Origin of the sequence: Tistrella sp. (genome assembly GCF_002684955.1) — a bacterium.
Taxonomy (GTDB): Bacteria; Pseudomonadota; Alphaproteobacteria; order Tistrellales; family Tistrellaceae; genus Tistrella; species Tistrella mobilis.
In genome coordinates, this window is the sequence record NZ_NYWI01000017.1 from 39243 (window position 1) to 61524 (window position 22282).

At 67.7% G+C, this 22282-nt stretch carries 21 protein-coding genes and 2 tRNA genes; 6 read left to right on the top strand and 17 right to left on the bottom strand.

The features are described 5' to 3' along the window. Positions 1–142: 142 nt before the first annotated feature. A complete protein-coding gene (locus CMO28_RS04350; protein WP_296710208.1) occupies positions 143–1051 on the top strand; it encodes a sulfite exporter TauE/SafE family protein in 909 nt (302 codons plus the stop codon). A 6-nt stretch (positions 1052–1057) separates the two neighbouring features. On the opposite strand, the gene CMO28_RS04355 is transcribed toward CMO28_RS04350, so the two are convergent. The 9 genes from CMO28_RS04355 to CMO28_RS04395 form a co-directional block, all read right to left on the bottom strand. Continuing rightward, positions 1058–1276: a hypothetical protein gene (locus CMO28_RS04355; RefSeq protein ID WP_296710211.1), complete on the bottom strand. Its 219-nt coding sequence runs from the start codon at positions 1274–1276 to the stop codon at positions 1058–1060. A gap of 94 nt (positions 1277–1370) precedes the next feature. Further along, on the bottom strand, positions 1371–2066 hold the full coding sequence (locus CMO28_RS04360; RefSeq protein WP_062761371.1) for an ABC transporter ATP-binding protein: 696 nt from the start codon (positions 2064–2066) through the stop codon (positions 1371–1373). Next, complete coding sequence (locus tag CMO28_RS04365; RefSeq protein WP_296710217.1) at positions 2063–2815, bottom strand: ABC transporter ATP-binding protein; 753 nt, start codon at positions 2813–2815, stop codon at positions 2063–2065. Before CMO28_RS04365 ends, CMO28_RS04360 begins: the two co-directional genes overlap by 4 nt. Further along, entirely contained in the window at positions 2812–3834 is a 1023-nt protein-coding gene (locus tag CMO28_RS04370) for a branched-chain amino acid ABC transporter permease (RefSeq protein WP_296710221.1), read from the bottom strand. Before CMO28_RS04370 ends, CMO28_RS04365 begins: the two co-directional genes overlap by 4 nt. Before the next feature lie 70 nt (positions 3835–3904). Next, positions 3905–4822, bottom strand: coding sequence for a branched-chain amino acid ABC transporter permease (locus CMO28_RS04375; protein ID WP_296710226.1), 918 nt, complete (start codon positions 4820–4822; stop codon positions 3905–3907). 81 nt (positions 4823–4903) lie between these two features. Beyond that, the gene (locus tag CMO28_RS04380; RefSeq protein WP_062761367.1) at positions 4904–6091 is read right to left on the bottom strand and encodes an ABC transporter substrate-binding protein; all 1188 of its coding nucleotides are present in this window, start codon (positions 6089–6091) and stop codon (positions 4904–4906) included. Positions 6092–6182: 91 nt separating this feature from the next. Continuing rightward, the gene (locus CMO28_RS04385) at positions 6183–6425 is read right to left on the bottom strand and encodes an Lrp/AsnC ligand binding domain-containing protein (protein ID WP_062761366.1); all 243 of its coding nucleotides are present in this window, start codon (positions 6423–6425) and stop codon (positions 6183–6185) included. A 210-nt stretch (positions 6426–6635) separates the two neighbouring features. Beyond that, positions 6636–6722 (bottom strand) — tRNA-Leu (locus tag CMO28_RS04390). A 174-nt stretch (positions 6723–6896) separates the two neighbouring features. Beyond that, positions 6897–6983 (bottom strand) — tRNA-Leu (locus CMO28_RS04395). A gap of 549 nt (positions 6984–7532) precedes the next feature. On the opposite strand from CMO28_RS04395, the gene CMO28_RS04400 reads away from it, so the two are divergent. From CMO28_RS04400 to CMO28_RS04420, 5 genes are all read left to right on the top strand, one after another. Continuing rightward, positions 7533–8111, top strand: a complete 579-nt coding sequence (locus CMO28_RS04400; protein ID WP_062763870.1) for a TMEM165/GDT1 family protein — start codon at positions 7533–7535, stop codon at positions 8109–8111. 136 nt (positions 8112–8247) lie between these two features. Beyond that, positions 8248–9456: a GNAT family N-acetyltransferase/peptidase C39 family protein gene (locus tag CMO28_RS04405; protein ID WP_296710234.1), complete on the top strand. Its 1209-nt coding sequence runs from the start codon at positions 8248–8250 to the stop codon at positions 9454–9456. Positions 9457–9460: 4 nt separating this feature from the next. Continuing rightward, the gene (locus CMO28_RS04410) at positions 9461–10966 is read left to right on the top strand and encodes a RimK family protein (RefSeq protein ID WP_296710238.1); all 1506 of its coding nucleotides are present in this window, start codon (positions 9461–9463) and stop codon (positions 10964–10966) included. A 43-nt stretch (positions 10967–11009) separates the two neighbouring features. Beyond that, positions 11010–11438: a DUF2946 family protein gene (locus tag CMO28_RS04415; RefSeq protein WP_296710241.1), complete on the top strand. Its 429-nt coding sequence runs from the start codon at positions 11010–11012 to the stop codon at positions 11436–11438. Positions 11439–11498: 60 nt separating this feature from the next. Further along, positions 11499–13574, top strand: a complete 2076-nt coding sequence (locus tag CMO28_RS04420; protein ID WP_296710245.1) for a TonB-dependent receptor family protein — start codon at positions 11499–11501, stop codon at positions 13572–13574. A 32-nt stretch (positions 13575–13606) separates the two neighbouring features. Here the strand turns inward: CMO28_RS04420 and CMO28_RS04425 are convergent, their stop codons facing one another. The 8 genes from CMO28_RS04425 to CMO28_RS04460 form a co-directional block, all read right to left on the bottom strand. After that, on the bottom strand, positions 13607–13825 hold the full coding sequence (locus CMO28_RS04425) for a hypothetical protein (RefSeq protein WP_296710248.1): 219 nt from the start codon (positions 13823–13825) through the stop codon (positions 13607–13609). Positions 13826–13912: 87 nt separating this feature from the next. Then, positions 13913–14422, bottom strand: a complete 510-nt coding sequence (locus CMO28_RS04430; RefSeq protein ID WP_296710250.1) for a PaaI family thioesterase — start codon at positions 14420–14422, stop codon at positions 13913–13915. Positions 14423–14462: 40 nt separating this feature from the next. After that, positions 14463–16115, bottom strand: a complete 1653-nt coding sequence (locus CMO28_RS04435; protein ID WP_296710252.1) for a class I adenylate-forming enzyme family protein — start codon at positions 16113–16115, stop codon at positions 14463–14465. A gap of 42 nt (positions 16116–16157) precedes the next feature. After that, entirely contained in the window at positions 16158–16817 is a 660-nt protein-coding gene (locus tag CMO28_RS04440) for an ATP-binding cassette domain-containing protein (protein ID WP_296710254.1), read from the bottom strand. A gap of 19 nt (positions 16818–16836) precedes the next feature. Continuing rightward, positions 16837–17586: an ABC transporter ATP-binding protein gene (locus tag CMO28_RS04445; RefSeq protein ID WP_296710257.1), complete on the bottom strand. Its 750-nt coding sequence runs from the start codon at positions 17584–17586 to the stop codon at positions 16837–16839. Further along, positions 17583–18623: a branched-chain amino acid ABC transporter permease gene (locus CMO28_RS04450; protein ID WP_296710260.1), complete on the bottom strand. Its 1041-nt coding sequence runs from the start codon at positions 18621–18623 to the stop codon at positions 17583–17585. The genes CMO28_RS04445 and CMO28_RS04450 overlap by 4 nt, the downstream gene beginning before the upstream one ends. Before the next feature lie 14 nt (positions 18624–18637). Further along, positions 18638–19534 carry a branched-chain amino acid ABC transporter permease gene (locus CMO28_RS04455; RefSeq protein ID WP_296710263.1) on the bottom strand — a complete coding sequence of 299 codons (897 nt, stop codon included), beginning with the start codon at positions 19532–19534 and terminating at the stop codon, positions 18638–18640. 114 nt (positions 19535–19648) lie between these two features. After that, a complete protein-coding gene (locus tag CMO28_RS04460) occupies positions 19649–20962 on the bottom strand; it encodes an ABC transporter substrate-binding protein (RefSeq protein WP_296710266.1) in 1314 nt (437 codons plus the stop codon). Between the last annotated feature and the right edge of the window lie 1320 nt (positions 20963–22282).

A 22282-nucleotide genomic window follows, 5' to 3' on the forward strand; every position in this document is an offset into this window, starting at 1 on the left:
TCGCCCCGCCGGCTTTCGACGGAACCCGGGGCACACGTCGCCCCTGCCCGTCTCCATGACCGCGACCCTATTCCGGCCGGAAGCTCACAGCCTTGACACAGGTCAAGGCGGATCGTGACAGGGCTGGTGAGGATCGGTCAGGATGGCGTTCAGGACCGCGGCGGATGGTCGCACGACCGCCGCCCGCGCCCTGCGATCACCCGAATGGCCGGTCCCCATGTTCGATTTCGTCGATCTCGACACGCTTGCGGCGCTGTGCCGCCCGGCCTTCAGCGGCGATGCCGCAGGCTGGGGCGGGCTTGCGACGCTCATGGGTGCGCTCGCCCTCGCCGGCCTTGCCGGCGGGCTGATGCACTGTGCGCCGATGTGCGGGATTTTTGTGCTGGCCCAGGTCGATGCCCGGCTCGCCCGGGTGCCGGTCGCGGCCATGTCGGAAACAAGCCGGCTGCGTGCCGGGCTGCTGCCCGGCTATCATCTGGGGCGGATCGCGACCTATGCCGGGCTGGGTGCCGTGGCGGGGCTGGTCGGCCAGGGCCTGGGGGACGGGCTGGCGATGGTGGGCCGGCTGCGCGACTGGGCGGCGGTGCCGCTGGGGCTGGCGGGGCTGGTGCTGCTCGCCTCGGCCGCAGCGCGGCTCGGCCTGTTCGGCCGGCTGCATGTCAGGCCGCAGCCTGCGATCACGGGCGGCCAGCGCCCTCCGGCAGCCGGCGGCATCGCCGGCTTCGCCGCCCGCATGCTCACCCGGGTGCGGCCCTGGCTCGCCGGCGGCGGCTGCCGCGGCGTCGGCACGGGGCTGGTGCTGGGCTTCCTGCCTTGCGGTCTGGTCTATGCGGCGCTGGCGGCGGCGCTCGCCTCGGGCCGGCCGCTGGCCGGTGCGCTCGCCATGATCGCCTTCGGCCTCGGCACCGTGCCCGCCCTATCGGCCGTGGGCCTGGGTGGCCAGGCGGTGCTGCGCCGCCGCCCGGCCCTCGCCCGCAGGGCCGCCCCGGCCCTGCTCGGCCTGGCCGCCCTGCCGCTCATCGCCGGGGCGGCGGTGATGATCGTGGGGTAATGGCCCTTACGATCCGCGGTGGATCACCTGCCATGCAATCGGGATATAGCCCGAATCCGGCGTCGCCGGCTTCTGGAAGATGAAGAAGCCGTTCTGATTGCTGCTTTGATTGTTGAAATTGATCGTGTAAGTCACACCACCGGCCTGATCCAGCGCCTCGTCGGGCAGGGCGTCGTCGGTGGCGGGCTGATTGGCGGCGATGTCGGGGGATTTTTCGGTGGTCATGTCGGCAACTCCTGAATCCGATGGCGACCAGCATGGCCGGTTCAGCCACGCGCCGCCAGCCCCGATCGGGCCCGAGGTCGCCGGTCGTTGACCGTCAGACCCCGACCAGCCGCCGCGCTTCGCCCCCGGCATCGGCAAGCGCCGCCCCCGGCCCCGCCCAGGCGACACGGCCGCGTTCCAGGCCGACGGCACGATCCGCCAGATGCGCCAGCGCCTTCAGATCCTTGTCGACCACCAGGATCGCCAGCCCTTCGGCCTTCAGCCGGGCGAGCGCCGCCCAGATGTCGCGGCGGATCAGCGGCGCCAGCCCCTCGGTCGCCTCGTCCAGGATCAGCAGGCGGGGATTGGTGAGCAGGGCGCGGCCGATCGCCAGCATCTGCTGCTCGCCGCCCGACAGCAGCCGGGCGCGCTGGCCGGTGCGCTCGGCCAGGCGCGGGAACAGCTCGTGCACCCGGGCCTCGGTCCAGGGGCCGGGGCGTGCGGTGGCGACCAGGTTCTCGTGCACGCTGAGGCCGGGGAAAACCTGCCGGCCTTCGGGCACCAGGCCCAGCCCGGCGCGGGCGATGCGATGCGGCGCGGCCCCGGTGACATCGGTGCCGTCCACCCTGACCCGGCCACCCGTCACCGTCACCAGCCCCAGCGCCGCGCCGATGGTCGACGATTTGCCCATGCCGTTGCGGCCGATCAGCGCCACCACCTCGCCCGCATGCACGGCCAGATCGATGCCGAACAGCACCTGCGCCGGCCCGTAGCCGCCGGTGACGCCGGCCATCTCCAGAACCGCGGTCATGCCTCGTCCTCGCCCAGATAGGCCGCGATGACCTTCGGATCGGCACGGATCTCGTCCGGGCTGCCCGCGGCGATCGCCCGGCCCGCGACCAGCACCGTCACCCGATCGGCGAGCGCGAACACCGCCTCCATGTCGTGCTCGACCATCAGAATGGTGGTCTCGCGGCCAAGCGCGCGGATCGTTTCGACCATGGCGGCGCTCTCGTCGGGGCCAAGGCCTGCCAGCGGCTCGTCCAGCAGCAGAAGCCGCGGGCGCTGCGCCACGGCGAGCGCGATTTCCAGGCGCCGCCGCTCGCCGTGGGACAGCACCGCCGCCGGCCGCCGGTCGGCCGGGTCCAGCCCGAAGCGCGCCAGCACCGCCGCCGCCCGCGCCGTCAGATCCCGGTCCCGCGCCCGCGCGGCGAAGGGCCGCCAGACGGCGCGGGTCGGCGCCAGCAGCCCGACCTCGATGGTTTCCACCGCCGTCAGGCTGGGGAACAGCGCCACGATCTGATAGGCGCGCACCAGCCCGCGCCGGGCGCGGGAGACCACGCCCAGGGCACCGACATCGCGGCCGTCGAAGCGGATCCGCCCGGCATCGGCCATGATTTCGCCCGAAATCAGCGCGCAGGCCGTGGTCTTGCCGGCACCGTTGGGGCCGATCAGGGCATGGATCTGCCCGGGCATCACCTGAAGCGACAGGTCGTCGGCGGCGGCCAGCGCCCCGAACCGGCGGGTGACGCCGGCAAGTTCCAGCAGGGCCGCGGTCATGGCCGCCCCCGCCGCCGGATCCGGCTCCAGGCCCGGGCGAAGGTGCCCGTGACCCCGCCCCGGTTGAAGATCGCCGCCAGCACCAGCATCGGCCCCAGGATCGCCGCCCAATGTTCGGTCCAGCGGCCGAGCATCTCTTCCAGAACCACCATGATCGCGGCACCGGCCACGGCACCGGCGGGCGTCGCCGCCCCGCCCAGCACCACCATCACCATCAGTTCGCCCGATGTCGTCCAGGCCAGCGGCGTCGGGCTCACGAAGCCGATCAGATTGGCGTTGAGCGCACCCGCCACCCCCGCCACCGCGGCCGCCGTCACGAAGGCCGCCAGCCTCAGGCCATAGGGGCTGCGGCCCAGCGCCCTCAGCCGGCGTTCGTCATCGCGCGCCGCCGCCAGCACCAGCCCGTAGCGGCTGCCCGATATCCGGTGGGCAATGCCGAGCCAGAGCCCGAGCAGGGCGACGCAGATCCAGTGGAAGACGAGATCGTCGCCGGTATCCAGGCCCAGCCCGCCGATGGCCGCGGTGTTGCGGCTCCACATCGACAGCCCGTCCTCGCCGCCATAATCGGCGAAGGCGATGGTGACGAAATAGAGCATCTGCGAGAAGGCGAGCGTGATCATGATGAAATAGGCGCCGCCGGTGCGCAGACTGACCGCCCCGATCGGCAGCGCGATCAGCGCCGCCGCGACCGCCGCCGCCGGCAGGGTGACCAGCAGGCTGTCGGCGCCGGCGCCGGCCAGAAAGCCCAGCGCGCCGTCCATGCCCTGGGCATGGTGAAAGGCGACGCCCACCGCATAGGCGCCGATGCCGACGAAAGCGCCATGGCCGAGCGAGGGCAGCCCGGCGCCGCCGATCAGCAATTGCAGGCTGGCGGCCGCCAGCCCCCAGATCGCGATCCGGGTGGTGAGCGAGACGAGATATCCGGCCCCGGCCGCCTCGGCCACCAGCGGTGCCAGGGCCAGAAGGACGATCAGGACCAGAGCGGCACGACCGCCGCGCCCGGGTGCGCCGATATGCATCGATGTGGATGCATCTGCAACACCCGCCCCGGCCGGATGCATCGACGTCGATGCAGTTTCGGGCTCACGCTCAGTCCCGGCCACCGAACACCCCCTTCGGACGGATGGCCAGCACCACCGCCATCAGCAGATAGATCGTCATCGATGCAAGTGCGGCGCCGATCTGGTCGGCCGCGGCCGGCGGCAGCAGCTCGCGCGCCAGCTGCGGCAGATAGGCCCGCCCGAGCGTGTCGGCAAGGCCGACGATGATCGCGCCGGCAAAGGCGCCCTTCACCGAACCGATGCCGCCGATCACGATCACCACGAAGGCCAGGATCAACACCGGCTCGCCCATGCCGACCTGTACCGCCAGCACCGGCCCGGCCATGGCGCCGGCAAGGCCGGCCAGCAGCCCGCCCAGCGCGAAAAGCACGGCATAGAGCCGGCCGATATCGACGCCCAAGGCCGCGACCATCCGCCGGTTCTGGGCACCGGCGCGGATCAGCATGCCGAGGCGGGTACGCTCGATCAGCAAAGCGAGGCCCCCGGCCACCACCAGGCCGGCCAGGATGATCGCCAGCCGCCAGGCCGGATAGGGCGTGCCGGGCAGCACCTCCACCGTGCCGGCGGCAAAGGCCGGCACGTCGAGGAACAGCGGCCGCGGCCCGAACAGGATCCGCACCATTTCATTGGCGAACAGCACGATGCCGAAGGTGGCGAGCACCTGGTCCAGATGGTCGCGGGCATAGAGCCGGGAGATGACCAGCCGTTCGATGACGAAGCCGAGCAGGGCCGCCACCGGCAGCGCCGCCAGGATGCCGAGCGGGACCGAGCCCGTCTCCGCCGCAACGAAAGCGGCCGCGAAGGCGCCGCACATATAGAGCGCGCCATGGGCAAGGTTCAGCACGCCCATCACGCCGAAAACCAGCGTCAGGCCGGCAGCGATCATGAACAGCATGACGCCGAGCTGCAGGCCGTTCAGGACCTGCTCAAGGACAAGGGAAGACATCAGCGGATGCAGGAACACCGCCGGCGGCCGCGGGGCGCGGACCGGGGTTGCCCCCGCCGCCCGCGGCCGGCCGGTCCGGTATCACATCTTGCAATCGGCCGCGTAGGCGTCGACGTGGTCGTCGAACACCTTCGCGACGATGCGGTTGACCAGCCGGCCCTGATCGTCCTTCACCACTTCGCGGGCGTAGAGGTCCTGGATCGGATGCTGGTTGTTGCCGAAGCGGAATTCGCCGCGGACGCTGTCGAACTTCGCGGCCTTCATCCCGGCCCGCAGCCCGTCGCGATTGGCGACGTCGCCGCCGACCGCTTCCAGACCCGCGCCCATGATATGCGCCGCTTCATAGCCCTGCATGGCATAGACCGAGGGCAGACGGCCATAGGCCTTCTCGAAGCCCGCAACGAAGGCCTTGTTGGCGGGGTTGTCGAGATCGGTCGACCACTGGGCGCCGTTGATCACGCCCAGCGCCGCATCGCCGACCGCCGGCAGGATGTCCTGCGAGAACGAGAAGGCGGGGCCGTAGAGCTTGATCTTGCCCTTCAGACCGGCCTGATCGAACTGCTTCACGAAGTTGATGCCCATGCCGCCGGGCAGGAAGATGAAGACGCCCTCGGGGTCGGCCGCGCGGATGCTGGCGATTTCCGCCGCGTAATCCAGCTGGCCCAGCTTGGTGTAGACCTCCTGGACCACTTCCCCCTTGTAATAGCGCTTGAAGCCGGTCAGCGAATCCTTGCCCGCCGGATAGTTGGGGGCAATCAGGAACATGCGCTTCAGCCCGGCCTGTTCCACGGCCGCACCGGTCGCCTCGTGCAGATTGTCGTTCTGATAGGCGGCGTTGAAATAGTTCGGGCTGCAGCCGGCACCGGCCAGCTGCGAGGGGCCGGCATTGGAGCTGACATAGATCACGTCGTCGCGGGTGACCTTGGGCACCACGGCCAGCGCCAGGTTCGAGAACACGATGCCGGTCATCAGGCTGACGCCGTCTTCCTTCACCAGCCGGTCGGCCGCCTGCACGGCGGTTTCGGGCTTGCGGGCGTCGTCGACGGTCAGCACCTCCACCGGCACGCCGCCCAGCTTGCCGCCGGCTTCCGTCACCGCCAGCATAAAGCCGTCGCGGGTGTCGACCCCCAGCCCCGCGCCATCACCGCTCAAGGTGGTGAGCAGGCCGATCTTCACCGGATCGGCCGCCTGGGCCGCCGCCAGCCCGAAGCCCATCACGATACCCGTCGCCGCCGCGATCATCCGCGAGGCCGCCTTGTTCGTCGTCATCTCCCGTCCCGTCCCTGCGAGGTGTGGCCAAGCCTTTGCCGGCGACCCCGCGCTCCCCGCGGACCCGCCTGCCCGTCCCGGTGGCCCGGGATCAGGTGAAGGCCTTGAAGGTGATCATCGTGAAGGTGTCCTTGACGCCAGAAATGGCGTGGAGCTTCTCGTTCACGAAATGCCCGATGTCGCGGCCGGGCGCCAGATAGCACTTCATCAGCAGGTCGTACTGACCCGAGATCGAATGCACCTCGGAAATCTCCTCGATCGTCGCCACCGCCTGATGGGCGACGTCATAGGCCTTGCCGAGTTCGCATTTGATAAGGACGAAGATGGTCTGCATGGGGCTCCGACCGGCATGAGATCAGGGAAAATGGGCCGGCGGCAGGGGCGCACACGGCCGTTTCGCCGACCGTACCCGGTTTTGCCCGCTTTGGGTAGCGGCTGCGCCGGAACTCTGTGCGCCAGGACAGGGATTAAAAACGACAAAATCCGGCCACCATGAACGGTGCCGGCTTGATCCGAATCTTCAGCTCGCCCTGCTTCGGGAGAGTGGTGCGACCAGCAGGACTTGAACCTGCACGCCCTTTCGGGCACTAGCCCCTCAAGCTAGCGCGTCTACCAATTCCGCCATGGTCGCAGCGGTGTCGTGTGGTCCGTGGTTATACGCAAAACCGCCCCGGATGCAAGCATCGTCGTCAGAAAAACGACACAAGATCCGGTATTTCGGCTTTGCCAACAAAAAACCCGCCGAACCTAGGCGGGCGTTTCGTTGACGATGACGCTTCCCGATGGTCACCCTCCTTTTGGAGAGTGGTGCGACCGGTAGGACTTGAACCTACACGTCCGTACAGACACTAGTACCTGAAACTAGCGCGTCTACCAATTCCGCCACGGTCGCATCGGGCGTCGTCGTCGTGGCGGTCTTATAGCCAATACTCCGGGAGGAGCGCAAGAGGTCTTTTTCATGGGGACGCAACATTTCTGAGGGGGCCGGGGCATGCCTGAATCCAAACCATTGACCTGTAATGAAAATGCCATATCCGCCCCCTCGAAAAAAAATGCGCGCACCGCCTCCGCCCCCTCTCGGACCGCTCATGATCCCCCGCAAACATTGACACCCGAGCCGCCTCCGGGGCATGCTCCACCCACTTCCGAGGGGGAGTAGCCGACCGCGCGCAGGCCAGACGGCCTGACAGGACGGATCGCACGTCAACAGACTTGCCCGCAGGGTTGGCCCGCGAGGGTTGTGGCCCGGCATCCGGCATGGCGTGCGAGCGACGGGGACCATCCCGGCGCCGGCGAGACCTTCGGACGCGATCGCATCGACCGTCGACACCAGCGCGACGGGACGGCCGGACCGGCCGATGCGTGTCGTGTCCGATCGTGCTCGCTGCTTGCGCGCCAGGAATTCAGGTCCGGCCGTCCACCCTCGGAGGCAGATCACATCATGGAAGCGCTCGCGGTCTCCACGCTCGTCGTGGCCCTGGCGGAAATCGGCGACAAGACACAGCTGCTCGCACTCGCGCTCACGCTGCGCTATCGCAGCCCCTGGCCGGTGGCGGCCGGCATTCTGGTCGCAACGCTCGCCAACCACGCCGTGGCGGGCGCGGTGGGTGCCGCCGTCGCCGCCCATGTCGATCCGCAATGGATGCGCTGGATCCTGGGCGCCTCGTTCATCGCCATGGGCCTGTGGGTTCTGGTGCCGGACAGGCTGGACGAGGACGAAGCCCCCCGCAGCACCGCCCGCGGCGCCTTCCTGGCCACCACCCTCGCCTTCTTCGTGGTCGAGATCGGCGACAAAACCCAGGTCGCGACCGTGGCCCTCGCCGCCGATTATGCGCCGCTGATCGCGGTGGTCATCGGCACCACCATCGGCATGATGATCGCCAACCTGCCGGTCGTGTTCCTGGGCGACCGCATCACCCGGGTCATCCCGCTGGGCCTGGTCCGCAAGGCGGCGGCCGCCCTGCTGATCGTGCTGGGCGTGCTCGCCCTGCTGGACGGCGGTGCGCTGCTGCACCTCTGACAAGGTCGCGGCGGAATCCGCAGGGCGGCCATCCCGATCTTGCCACTTGAACCGGCGCCGTCGACGGTGAACATGTCTGGGCAAGACAGATCTCTGCCATCCGGTGACGGCAGAGCCGGAACGGAGCCCGGGTGGCATGGATGACGGTGGGGCAGGCAGATATGCGGCGGGTGCGGCGGTGGCGGCACCCGGTGCCCCGGCGGCACGGCGCCCCGCCATCGCCATCCGCGACGCGACCCTTGCCGATATCGACGCGCTGCTCGCGATCGAAAACGCCTCCTTCGTCCACGACCGGATCAGCCGCCGCAGCTTCCGCCATCTGCTGACCCGCGCCCATGCCGATACGGTGATCGCCGAAACGGCGGGTGCCGACGGGCGGATGGTCGTCGCCGGTTATGCGATGGTGCTCTACAACACCGGCACCCGGCTCGCCCGGCTCTATTCCATCGCAACCGCCCCAGGCTGGCGCGGGGCGGGGATCGGCGGCCGGCTGCTGGCCGAGGTGGAGGCCCGCTCGCGGGCGGCCGAGGCCACCACCATCCGCCTGGAAGTCCGTGCCGACGCGCCCGATGTGGCGGCGATCTATGAACATGCCGGCTATCGCCGCTTCGGCCGCTATGTCGCCTATTACGAAGATGCGGTAGATGCGATCCGCATGGAGAAGTCGCTGGCCCGGCGCCTGGATCCGTCGCGCGACCGCGTGCCCTATGTGGAACAGAGCCTGCCCTTCACCTGCGGGCCGGCGGCGCTGATCATGGCGATGCATGCGCTCGACCCCGAACGCGCCACCGGCCCTGAGGAGGAACTCAGGATCTGGCGCGAATCCACCACGATCTTCATGACCTCCGGCCATGGCGGCTGCTCGCCCCATGGTCTGGCGCTGGCGGCCGCCGCCCGCGGCTTCGGCGTCCGCCTGCACGTCACCGGCCAGGGCGTGCCCTTCGTCGACGGCGTGCGGAGCCCGGAAAAGAAGCGGGTGATCGAGATGGTCCAGGCCGAATTCGCGCGCGAGATCGCGGGCGAGCCGCTGATCACCCTCGACGAGCGCCCGGCCACGCTCGACGACATCGCCACGGCCTTAGGCCAGGGCGAGATCCCGCTGCAGCTGGTCAGTTCCTGGCGCTTCGACCGGCAGAAGGCGCCGCATTGGGTGGTGGTGGTCGCGGTGGACGACGCCTGCGTCCACATTCATGATCCCTTCGTCGACCGCGACGAAGGCCGCGCCCCCATCGACTGCATCCGCATCCCCGTCCCCCGCCGCGATTTCGAGCGCATGTCGCGCTACGGCCGCGCGGGGCTGCGTGCCACGCTCTTCATCTCCTCCCTTCCCACACCGGGTTCCTGAGCCAATGCACCGGCATATCGTCATCGTCGACCGCCCCGAGGATCGGGCATCGGTACCTGCCGCCACGGGCCGCGTGGTGCTGACGGCGCGCGAATTCGTCGAGGCGCCGCCGCCCGAGAAGCCCGGCGCCAAGGTGGTGAACCTGGTCAGGGATCATCACTATCTCTCGCTCGGCTATTACGCCTCTCTGCTGGCGGAAGGCCGGGGCGAGAAGGTCATCCCCACCCCCCATGCCCTGACCGAGATTTCCTCGAAGCGCATCTACGCCCATGCGCTGCCCGAGCTGACGGCGATCGCCCGGCGGCATCTGCTGGCGCCGGCAGACGGCGGCGCGGTCACCCGCACGGTCACGGTGATCTTCGGCGAGACCTGCGAGGCCGAGACCGCGGCGCTGGGCCGACGGGCCTTCGAGCTGTTCCGCCTGCCGCTGATGGCGCTGCACCTGACCTATGGCGCATCGGAACCGGCGGCCGGCGGCCGGCTGGGCTGGACGGTGCGCTCCATGCGCAGCCGCAGCCTGCGCGGGCTGGATGTGGCCGAACGCGGCCGGTTCGACACCGCGCTCGACCGTTTCACCACCGATCGCTGGCGCGACCCGAAACCCCGGGCCAGCAGCCGCTACAGCCTGGCGATCCTGCACGACCCCGCCGACCCGCTGCCGCCGTCGAACCCCAAGGCGCTGGAACGGTTCCGCAAGATCGGCCGGAGCCTCGGCATGGAGGTGGAGCTGATCACCCGGCGCGACTATCCGCGGCTGGCGGAATACGATGCGCTGTTCATCCGCGAGACCACCCGGATCGACCACCACACCTTCCGCTTCGCGACCAGGGCGCAGCAGGAAGGCATGCCGGTGATCGACGATCCGCAGTCGATCGTCCGCTGCACCAACAAGATCTATCTGGCCGAGCTGCTGCGCACCCACAACCTGCCGGCGCCGCGCACCATGATCCTGCACCGCGACCGGCTGCTGGAGGCCGAGACGCTGGGTTATCCGATCGTGCTGAAGATCCCCGACGGGGCCTTCTCCGACGGCGTCTTCAAGGCCGAAAATCGCGAACAGCTGGTGGCGCTGGGCGCCCGGGTCTTCGCCCGCAGCGAGCTGGCGCTGGCGCAGTCCTTCGTCTACACCGCCTTCGACTGGCGGGTGGGCATTCTGAACCGGCAGCCGATCTATGCCTGCCAGTATTTCATGTCGCGCAACCACTGGCAGATCGTGAAGCATGGCGGCGACGGCCGGATCGACGAGGGGCGCTTCCGCACCTTCGGCGTCGACGAGGCCCCGGCCGAGGTGATCGATGCCGCCCTGCGCGCCGCCGCCCCGATCGGCGACGGGCTCTATGGCGTCGATCTGAAGCAGAATGCCGAGGGCGTGTTCGTGATCGAGGTCAACGACAACCCCAATATCGATGCCGGGGTCGAGGATGCGGTGCTGAAGGACGAGTTGTACCGCATCGTGCTGAAGGAGTTCATCCGACGGATCGATGCCGCCCGGGCAGGTACTGCGACGTAATGCCGCAGATCTGAGCGGCGCCCCGCATCCCTACACTGCACCGATGACGGGGCACGGACGGCGGACCGCAGACCAGGGCAGGCATGTTCACCAGCCGGCACGGCGCTTTCTGCGCCGCGCAGCCGGCTGGCTGGCGCTGCTTGCCCTGCTGCTGACCCAGCCGGCCATGCTGGCCGGCATGACCATGGCGGAAGCCGGCCCGGCGGTCGCCCGCGCCGCCGGCCTGCCCGACGGGCTGTTCGACCCGGCCTCGATCTGCCATGTGCCCGATGCCTCAGGCGATCCGGCCGCGCCCGCCCATGACGGCGCCGGCGGCCATCACTGCGCGCTGTGCACCGCCGTCACGCCGGCCCCGTCGCCATGGGTGCCGCGGCCAGGAGAGGCCCATGTCCGGGCCCCGCGACCGGCGCGCCCCGCCTGTCGCCACCGGCCGGCCCGCCGCCGCCGTCCGCGCGCACCGCCCGCCTCCTGATCCGCCAGGCCTTTCCGGTTGAGGCCTTTCCGGTTTCCAGGATCAGGACATAAAGACAAGATGATCACCCGCTTTCCGCCCCGCGGCGGCCGTACCCGGCCGGCCGTGCGCCGCCTGCTGTCGGCCACGGCCGTCACCACCCTCGCCCCGCTTGCAGCCCAGGCCGAGGATGCCGCAACCACTTTGCCCCGGCTTCAGGTCGAGGCACCGGCCACGGCCTCGCGCACGGCGCCCGATGCCGCAACCCGCACGGCCGAGCTGGAGGCCCGCCTGCCCGGCAGCTTCGCCGTGCTGCCGGCCGCCGCGTTCGAGAACAGCCGCGCCTTCACCCTGGGCGACATGATCGCGACCGTGCCCGGCGTCTATGCCCAGTCGCGCTTCGGCCAGTCCGAGACCAAGCTGTCGATCCGGGGATCCGGCCTCAGCCGCAATTTCCACATGCGCGGCGTGAAGCTCAGCCTGGATGGCCTGCCGATCAACACCAATGACGGTGCCGGCGATTTTCAGCAGATCGACCCGCTGACCCTGCGCCAGGTAGAGGTGCTGAAGGGCGCCAACGCCATGTCGGACGGCGTGTCGATGCTGGGCGGCGAGGTCCGGATGGAAAGCCGGACGGGGTTGAGCGATCCCGGCGTCACCGCCCGGGCCGAGACCGGCAGCTTCGGCTTCGTGCGCACCCATGCGGGTTTCGGCGTGGCCGAAGGCCGGATGGATGCCCATCTTTCGGCGACGCTCAATCGTGAGGACGGGTTTCGCGCGCATTCGGCCCACGACAACAAGACCTTCGCCGGCAATCTCGGCTGGCGGGTGAGCGATACGGTCGAGACCCGGCTCTATCTGGGGTATGATGATCTCTGGCAGGAACTGCCGAGCGCGCTCACCCTGGATCAGGCGCTGAACCGGCCGCGGAGCACAGCGGCCGGCAACATCACCGGCGACCAGCGCCGCGACATCAGTTCGGTCCGGCTGGCCAATCGCTGGTCGATCTCGCTGGGCGAGGCGACGGAACTGGAACTCGGCGGCTGGGTGCTCGACAAATCGCTCTACCACCCGATCTTCCAGGTGCTCGACCACGACTATCTGGATGGCGGCGTGCAGGCGAAGCTTTCCACCGCCACCCAGCTTGCCGGCATGTCGCACGGTCTCACCTTCGGCGTACGGCTGGCCGGCGGCGAGACCGATGCCCGACGCTATGTGAACATCGGCGGCAGTCGCGGCGCACTCACCGCCGAAGGCACCGAGCGCGGCCGCACCTACGAGGCCTGGGCGGAAGACGCGATCGGCCTGACCCCCGCCCTCACCCTGGTGCTGGGCCTGCAGGCGATGCATGCGACCCGCGGCTATGACGATGCCTTCCTGTCGGATGGCGACGATTCGGGCGAGGCGCGCTATGACGAACTCAACCCGCGCCTGGGGCTGATCTGGCAGGCGGCGCCGGACTGGCAGCTCTATGGCAATCTGTCACGCAGTGCCGAGCCCCCGACCCTGTCGGAGGTGAACCCGAGCACGGCCCCGGGCTTCGCCGATATCGACGCCCAGACCGCCTGGACGCTGGAAATCGGCAGCCGCGGCCACATCGGCCGGCTGGGCTTCGATGTGGCCGTGTTCGAATCGCGCATCCGCGACGAACTTCAGACCTTCGGCACGATCACCGGCGGCACCACCACCATCAATGCCGACCGCACGATCCATCGCGGGCTGGAAGCCGGTTTCGACCTGACGCTGACCGAGGCGCTGGCGCTTAAGGCCTCCTACACCTGGTCGGATTTCCGCTTCGACGGCGACCCGACCTATGGCGACAACGCTCTGCCGGGCGTGCCGCCGCACCGGATCTATGCCGAACTGCGCTGGCAGCCGGTCCAGGGCGCCTGGATCGCGCCCAATGTCGAATGGGTGCCGGTCGACTATGCCGTCGATAATGCCGAAAGCCTGGACGCCCCCGGCTATACCCTGCTCGGCATCCGCGCCGGCTGGGAACCGGTCGCCGGGGTGACCCTGTTCCTGGACGGCCGCAACCTGACCGACGAGAACTACATCGCCACCACCAGCGTCGCCCCCACCGCGGATGCCAACGCCGCCCTGTTCTATCCGGGCAACGGCGCCGCGATCTATGGGGGGATTTCGTACCGCTTCTGAGCCGTCAGCCGGCGTGGGGCCTGGCCACGAGGTCAGGCCCTGCCCTCTTCATACCCCGGAGCCTGCATACCCACTTCCTCAGCCGGCCCATCTCTCGTCATGAGCAGGCGCCTCGCGCGGGCAGCGACACACCGGGCATTGGCGATATAGGCCGCATCGCCCGTTTCCAGCGCCTCCGCCACGAACAGCGCGATACCGTCCTCGGAAAGCAGGTCTTCTGCCGGATCATAAAGGCTCGGCACCTGGGTCATGCGCATCTGTCGGTTTGAGGGAAGAGCCGAAACGTCAGGGCATGCGGCAACTGTGGCATGCACCGCCTGCAAGACGCCAGAGCAGCCTTACGCCCCAAACACCGTCTTGGTGATCCGTGCCGCGGCGTAGACCGTGTCGCCCAGCCGGGCCTCGGCGTCGAGGAAGGCGACGCGACGGCCGCTGCGGATGACGCGGGCGTGGAAGCGCAGATCGGCGCCGATGGGGGCCGGGCGCATCACGCTGACGAAGATGTCGTGGGTGGAGGCGTTGGCGCCCTCGGGCAGATGGGGCAGCAGGGCCAGATAGGCGGCAGGATCCAGCAGACCGTAGAGCACGCCGCCATGGACCGTGCCGGCGGGGGTGGCATGGCGGGCATCCAGGCGCAGGCGCGATTCGGCACCGTCGCGGGTGATGCGTACCAGTTCGAACCCCATCAGCCGCTGAAAGGGCAGGCTCAGCACCAGTTCGACATCGGCGCGGCGGGCGGCCGGAAAGGCGGGGCCGAGCGCGCCCTCGGGGATCAAGGGGCCCGGATGTTCGACAGAGGCGGCCGCGGCGGCAAGCGCCGCGGCCAGATCGGGGAGAGGTCGGGTCACGAGGACGGTGTTCCGTGGCTGTCTGCAATACCGGTCGGGATCAGGCGGCCGCTTCGGCGAGCGCCCGGTCGCGCAGATCGCGCTTCAGCAGCTTGCCGTTGGCATTGCGCGGCAGCGGGTCGGCGCCGAAGGTGAAATAGTCGGGCACCTTGTAGTCCGACAGCCGGGTGGCGAGGAAGGATTTCAGGGTGGCGGCCCCCTCGTCCTCGGTTTTCTCCAGCCCCTCGCCCTTCAGCATCACGAAGCAATGGGTGCGCTCTCCCAGCACCGGGCAGGGCCGCGAGACGATGGCGCTTTCAGATACCCAGGGATGGAAGGAGAGTTCGCTTTCGACCTCGGCCGAGAAGATCTTATAGCCGCCGCGATTGATCATGTCCTTGCGGCGGTCGAAGACCTTCACATAGCCGGCCTCGTCCATCGAGCCGATATCGCCCGAGCGCCAGAAGCCCGAGACGAAATTCTCGGCATTGGCATCCGGCCGTGCCCAATAGCCCTTCACCACCATCGGCCCGCGGATCCACAGCTCGCCCGCTTCGCCGGGGCCCACCTCGCGGCCGGCTTCGTCCATGATCCGGATTTCAGCGCAGCGCACCGGCCGGCCGACGGTGTCGCCCCGGGTGGCCCCTTCACCCAGCGGCATGATCGTGCTGGGCGAGGTGGTCTCGGTCGCGCCATAGGCATTGACCAGGATCAGCCCGGGCAGCAGTTCCGCCAGACGGTTGATGGTCACCATCGGCATCGGCGCGCCGCCATAGCCGCCGATCCGCCAGGCGGCGAGGTCGTAGCCGGCGAAATCGGGCTGGAGCAGACAGAGATTGTACATCGCCGGCACCATGATCCCATAGGTCATGCGCTCGGCTTCGGCGAGCTTCAGAAAGGCGGGCGCCTTGAAGGCGCGCATCATCACCGTCGCACCGCCGACCCGGATCATCAGCGCGACCACCGCCACCAGCCCGGTGACATGGGTGGCAGGCACCGCCAGCACCGAGCGCTCGCGCCCGTCCATGGTGAGCGCCATGTGGTCGACGTAATGCTCGCAGGAATGGACGATGTTGATGTGCGACAGCTCGGCGCCCTTGGGCTTGCCGGTGGTGCCTGAGGTGTAAAGGATGACGGCGGTGTCGTCCTCGGCGACCGATGCCCAGCCGCCGAAGGGCTGACCGGCCTCGATCTCCGACCAGGGCAGCGCGCCCGCGGGCGCCGGGCCGTCACCATCGCCCACGGCGATCCGCAGGGCCAGCGTCGGGACATCCGCCGCATCGGGCAGGCGGTCGGCCAGCTCGTCTTCGAAGATCACCGCCTTCGCGCCGCAATTGCCCAGAACATAGGTGAGTTCGGGCTTCTGCTCGCGGGTGTTGAGCGGCACCGCGATCGCCCCCAGCCGGATGCAGGCCAGCCAGGCGGTCACGATCTCGGCCCGATTGCCGAGCAGCAGGCCGACCCGGTCCCCCTGGGCCACGCCCGCCGCCGCCAGGGCGCCCGCCACCCGGTCCGAGGCGGCTTCGAGCCCGGCATAGGTCATCCGCCGGTCGCCGTCGATCACCGCCTCGGCCTCGGCCATGCGGAAGAAGGTGGCGCGGACCAGCGCGCCCAGATCGGCGGGGCGATCGGCGTAACAGGGCAGGACGCGGTCGCCGAAATGGAGTTCGCGCCGGAGCATGGGGGCGGGAGAGGTCTGATCAGTCTGGGACATCGGTCTGGCTTCGCATCTGACTGGGGAGCGGAGGGCGGCAGCTCAATGCGCCGCGGCACCGGCCGCGGCATTGGCGCCGCGTTCGATGACGGTCACGTCGTCGTAGAGCGATTTGTCGTGGTTCATGTCGGAATGCGAGATCAGGATCGACTGCTTCTCGGCACGCAGCCGGCCGATGACATCGGCCAGGCGCTGGGCCAGCGCCGGGGCGACGCCCTCGAAAGGCTCGTCCAGCAGCAGAAGTTTCGTGCCGACGGCCAGAGCGCGCGCCAGCGCCACCAGTTTCTGCTGACCGCCCGACAGCTGCAAGGCCCGGCGGTCGCGCATCTCGGTCAGCTCGGGCATGTAGCCGTAGACCAGATCCAGCCGGGGCCTCGGCTTCAGGCTCTTCGACACCCAGACCGGCAGCAGGATGTTCTCTTCCACCGTCAGTTCGGGGACGAGACCGCGATCTTCCTGCATGAAGCCGATGCCGAGCGCCGCCCGGGCGTGTTTGGGCCGGGTGGACAGGTCGATGTCCTCGAAGGTGATCCGGCCGCCGGTCACCGGCAGATGGCCCATCACCGTGCGCATCAGGCTGGTCTTGCTGGCGCCGTTGCGCCCGACCAGCCCGACCATATGGCCGGTGCCGACGGTGAGGTTCACATCGCGCAGCACCCGGACCGAGGCGATGGCGGTGGAGACGTGATCGATCTGGAGCATGGGGATCCCTCCTCCGCCGTCAGTGGCCGGTGACGTGCCGGCGCACGCCCTCGTCGGCCATCACCATGTCCGGGGCGCCATCGGCGATGATCTGGCCGGCATAGAAGGCCAGCACCCGGTCGGCATAGGCACCGACGATGTCCATGTCGTGTTCGACGAACAGCACGGTCCCCCCGTCCCGATCCAGCGCCGCCATGATCCGGTCCATGAACGGGAATTTCTCTTCCGCCGACACACCGCTGGTCGGCTCGTCCAGCATCAGCAGCTTTGGCCGGCCGGTCATGGCGAGGGCGATGTCGAGCAGCTTGCGGGTACCACCGGCCAGTTCCAGCACCGGCCGGTCGGCGATCGCCGCCAGGCCGAAACGCTCCAGCACCGCGAGGGCCGCATCACGCGCTTCGGCCGACCGCGCCGGACGGAAGAAGGGCAGCCCGCCCTCGGCCGCCGCCCGCGCCACCAGCATGTTCTCGAGCGCCGTCAGCTCGGCGCAGAGCTGGGGGATCTGGAAGGACCGGGCGATGCCGCGGCGGGTCAGCCGCCGCGGGTCCAGCCGGGTGACGTCTTCCCCCGCCAGCAGGATGGATCCTTCGTCGGGCTTCAGATAGCCGGTGACCATGTTGACGAAGGTGGTCTTGCCGGCGCCGTTGGAGCCGATGACGCTGAGCCGCGTGCCCGCCTCCACCGCGACCGAGATGTCGCGCGCGGCGGTAACGGCACCGAAGGATTTCTGGAGATTGCGGGTCTCCAGCACCGGGGTCGCCTTGTTCATCGGCCACTCTCCTTGGCAAGAGGCCCATCGGTGACTGGCCCATCGGTGACTGGCCCATCGGCGACAGACCCGTCGGCGGCGGGGCCGCGGCGGCTCGCGGGGCCGCGATGCCAGATCGACCCGATGCCCTTGGGCAGGAACAGGATCACCGCCAGCAGGAAGGCGCCCAGCGCCAGCTGCCATGTCTCGGGGAAATAGAGATTGGCGAAGGAACGCACCAGTTCCAGGATCAGCGAGGCGACGAACACCGCCACCACGCTCACCTGGCCCGACAGGATCGCCAGGAACACGATTTCGCCCGAGGTGGTCCAGTAGGCGAAGGTCGGCTCGATATGGCCGAGCGCGATGGCGGCGAGGGCGCCGCCGATGCCGCCATAGACCGCGGCGACGACGAAGTTGACCGCCATCATCGAGCGCACCGAGGCGCCCATATATTCAACGCGGAGTTCGTTCTCCTTGACCGCCAGCGACATCAGCCCGCGCACGGAATTGAAATGCGCAGCCGCGATTGCCGACAGAATGCCGGCGGTGACGATGGCGAGCAGGAACAGCGCGTAATCGGCGGTCTCGGCCGTGGGCTCGACGCCCAGAATGGCCGGGCGGGCGATGTTGAGGCCGTCGGAGCCGCCGAGCGGCGTGGCCTTGACCAGCAGGCCGTAAAGCACCATCGACAGCGCCAGCGTCAGCATGGCGAAGAAGATGCCGCGATAGCGGGAGAGCAGCGGGCCGAAGACGGCCGCGACCACACCGGCGGTGATACCGCCCAGGATCAGCAGCCAGACCGCATCGGCAAGGCCCAGCCACGGCCCGGCCAGACCGGCGGCATAGGCGCCGAGGCAAAAGGGCAGGCCCTGGCCGAAGGAGACCAGGCCGCCGCGCATCATGAAGACGAGACCAAGCGCCACCACCGCATGGGCGATGGCCATGGTCGAAAGAAACAGCAGCCAGGACGGCAGCGCCAGGCCGGCCGCGGCCAGCGCCGCCACCACCAGGGCGGCGACAGCAAGCGGGCGCAGGACGGCGGATCGGGTCGACATCAGAGGCACCCCCGTCAGATCTTGCGCGCCTGGGCGCGGGCGAACAGGCCTTCCGGACGGAAGACCAGCACCGCGGCCATCACGAGATAGATGATGAACAGCTCGGCATCGGGCACCAGATGCACCGCACCGGCGCGGGCGATCCCGACGATCAGGGCACCCACCGCGGCCCCCTCGATCGAGCCCAGCCCGCCGATGATCACCACCGCGAAGCTCAGAATGATCACGCCGACGCTGAGCCCCGGCTGGACCGAGATCTGCGGCGAGGTGAAGGCACCGCCGAGTGCTGCCAGGAACACGCCGCAGACGAAGGCGCCGACATAGGCCCGGTTGATGTTCACGCCCATCGAAGCCGACATCTCGGGGTTGTGGATGACGGCGAGGACGATCTTTCCGATGGTGGTGCGATTGAGCCCGAACCAGACCGCCAGGCCGCAGAGCACGGCCAGCCCGATCAGCGCGATGTCGTAGCCGACATAGAACAGCGGCCCGGCCTCGATATTGCCGAACAGCATATAGGGCTCCGACACATAATAGGGATCGACGCCCCAGACCAGCTTGACCAGGTCTTCGAGCATCAGGAACAGCGCATAGGTGACCAGCACCAGAAGCACCTCGTCCCGGCCGTAGAACAGCCGGAGCAGGCCGCGTTCCAGCAGCGGCCCCAGCAGCGCCGCGACACCGGCCGCCGCCAGCAGCATGGCGAACAGCGACCATTCGGGCGCGAGCCCCAGGCTCGCGAACCAGCCGACGGTCGAGGCGGCGGCATAGGCGCCGATCGCGTAGAAGCTGCCATGGGCGATGTTCAGGATCTTCAGCACGCCGAAGACCAGGGTCAGCCCCAGCGCCACGATGAACAGCCAGGCTGCATAGATCAGCCCGTCCACGAGGACGGTGAGCAGAAGCTCCATCGGAGAGGTCTCCGGGAAGACGACGGGTGGGGCTTGCGCCCGAGACGGAACGGCCGGTCCGGGCGGCGGGGCGGATTGCCCACCGGCCGGACCGGCCGCGGAGGAAGGATCAGGTCAGTTGCACTCTGCGCCGGGGAAGCCGGCCTTGATCCAGTCGATCGCCTTCATGTCGGCGGGCGGGTTGACGCACTTCGCCGGATAGCGGCCGACATCCTCGATCACCACCATCTTCTTGTCGGCGTCATAGCGGGTGCGGCCGAAAGCGATGTCCTGGATCGCCTGATGGCCGTCGCCATTGGCCATGGTGATGGTGCCGGCCGGGCTTTCCCAGCTGGAGCCCTTGAGCGCGGCCGCGATCTCGTCCGGGGTCGGCTTCTTGCCGCCGTTCGATGCCATCGCCTTCTCGACCGCGGTCTTCAGGCCAAGCAGCGCCTGGGCCATGCGGTAGGGCGCCTGAACCGGATAGACGCCGTGCTCGGCGGTGTAGGTCTTCTGCCACCAGTCGTTGAGCGGGCTGGGCTGGCTCATCAGGCCATAGGCGCCGCGGGCGCCGATGATGGTGCCGTCGGGCATCTTGTCGCCCAGCGCCGGGAGCACGTGGTCGGCGGCCGAGAACACCACCTGGCTGCGCTTGAACAGGCCGCGCGGGCCGGCCTGCAGGATCAGCGCCTGAAGGTCGCCGCCCCAGGCGCTGGAATAGACCAGATCCGAGCCCTGACGGAGCAGCGCCGAGATTTCGGTGCCGTACTGGCCGGCGCCGAACTTCGGCAGCAGATCAGCCTCAAACTTCGCTTCGGGATAGAGCTGCCCCATGGACGCAACGAAGTCGTTGCGGCTGTCATGACCCCAGGCATAGTCCTGGTTGATGGCGCTGTAGGTGCCGACCTTGACGTCGTGGTCCTTCAGGTAGCGGACCAGACCGACATTGTCCATGGTGGCATGAGCGGCGGTGCGGAAGACGTAGCTGAACTTGTTGTCTTCGAAGATGCGGGGCGTGCCGCAGTCGAACAGGATCAGCAGCGCCTTCAGTTCTTCCGCCACCGGCCCGACCGCCAGGCAATCGCCCGAGCTGATATAGCCGACGACCGCGTCCACCTGCTCACGCTGGATCAGGTTGCGCAGTTCCTGCACCTGCTTGGTGGCACCGCCGGCCTCGTCGATGATCACCGGCTGGATCTCGAGCCCGCCGAAGCCCTTGGTCGCATAGGGGGCCGGCAGCTGGCCGGCATTCAGCCCGGCGATCATGGTCTTGGCACCGTTCGCCGCCGGCACGCCGAAGGCTTCCGCGGCCTGGCCGGACAGGAAGGTGACGATGCCGAGCTTGAAGGTCTCGGCCGAGGCGGGAACCGCCCCGAGGGCAAGGGCCGCGGCGGCGACGCCGCCGGCCAGACCGCAGACGAGGCGGCCCAGGCGCGTGCGCATGGTCATTGGTGGTTCCTCCCTTCAGGCGCCGTCCGGGAGCCCCCGCCGGCCCTGCCATTGTTCGAACAAGCGTCCGTTCGATGCATCGGCCGCCGATCCCGTCATCCCATGTCCCAAGGCGCCACATTCCGGTTACCTCCCGGATGGCGCCTCAAACAGTGTTCGGATGTCGACTCGGCCGCTCTTTTTGTAAGGATATTGCCTGGTCATCTTAGGAGCCTGAGACAGGGCGGGTCAATGGATCAGGTCGGATGATCCGTTATATGGACCTTCTGTGCAGGTGCAGCATTCTTGAACGCAGGCTGAAAGCCGCAGCCCGCCTTGGATCCGACGGGGCGCTGTCTGCGAAAATATCGCTGTATAGTCTGCATACCTGCACACTGGCACGACGGATTGTCGGACCATCCGACAAGCATCGCTGCAAGCCTTCGGAGAAAATGACGATGGCGGGCCTGTGGCTGACGCAGCGACACCGCCGTCTCTATCCGTTTACCCTTGGGACACGGGGGATTGATCAATCACTGTGCAATATAGGAGAATCGGACAACGTCGACCCGCTCGGGTTATGCTGATAGCCGTTGCCATGTGAACGATGGCCAGCCCCGCGGATTTAACGCATCACTTCAGTACTTCGGGATGCAATATGCCCCCTCAGACAAACAAAAAATTGCGCTTTTCTCAGGAAGAAATGGAGCATATTAGTTCAATCATAACTAATATGATATCTATAAAATATGATGAATATACATTCAAATGGTCACATTCATTGCGTTTAATTGAACAAAAATCTGTTTATACTGTTATATTTTCTACATTATTGACAATTTTGTCAGCTTTTTACATATATATTTCGTCAGACAATTCATTTTTTATGCGCGCGATTGTCATTTTTGGGCATCTGACATACACGTTTTCTTCTATTTCCTACATTGTATCGGCCACTATTATTATAGTACAACTCCATCGACATCATTCTTCTCACACCTTCGCGGCAATTAATAGCGACGCATCAAATAATATCGAATATCTTCAAAAATTGAGCAGATTCACGAAGCCTACACTTGAATGGTACCTACTGCATTATCGTCATCATTGGGAGTGCATAGATAAGCGTGTTGCACTTAGAATAGGCGACCTCCCAAAGATCGGCCTTCTCCCTGCACTCATGGCTGCATCTGTGGTAGCAAGCACCTTGATCAAATATGAATCCAATATTGTCTTATGGACACCCATGATCATCTTCTGCCTATTTTATATTGTAGGCTTTTTTAATTCGAATAATCGCAATCGGCACAAACAGGCCATTGCGGTCTTGGAATATACAAT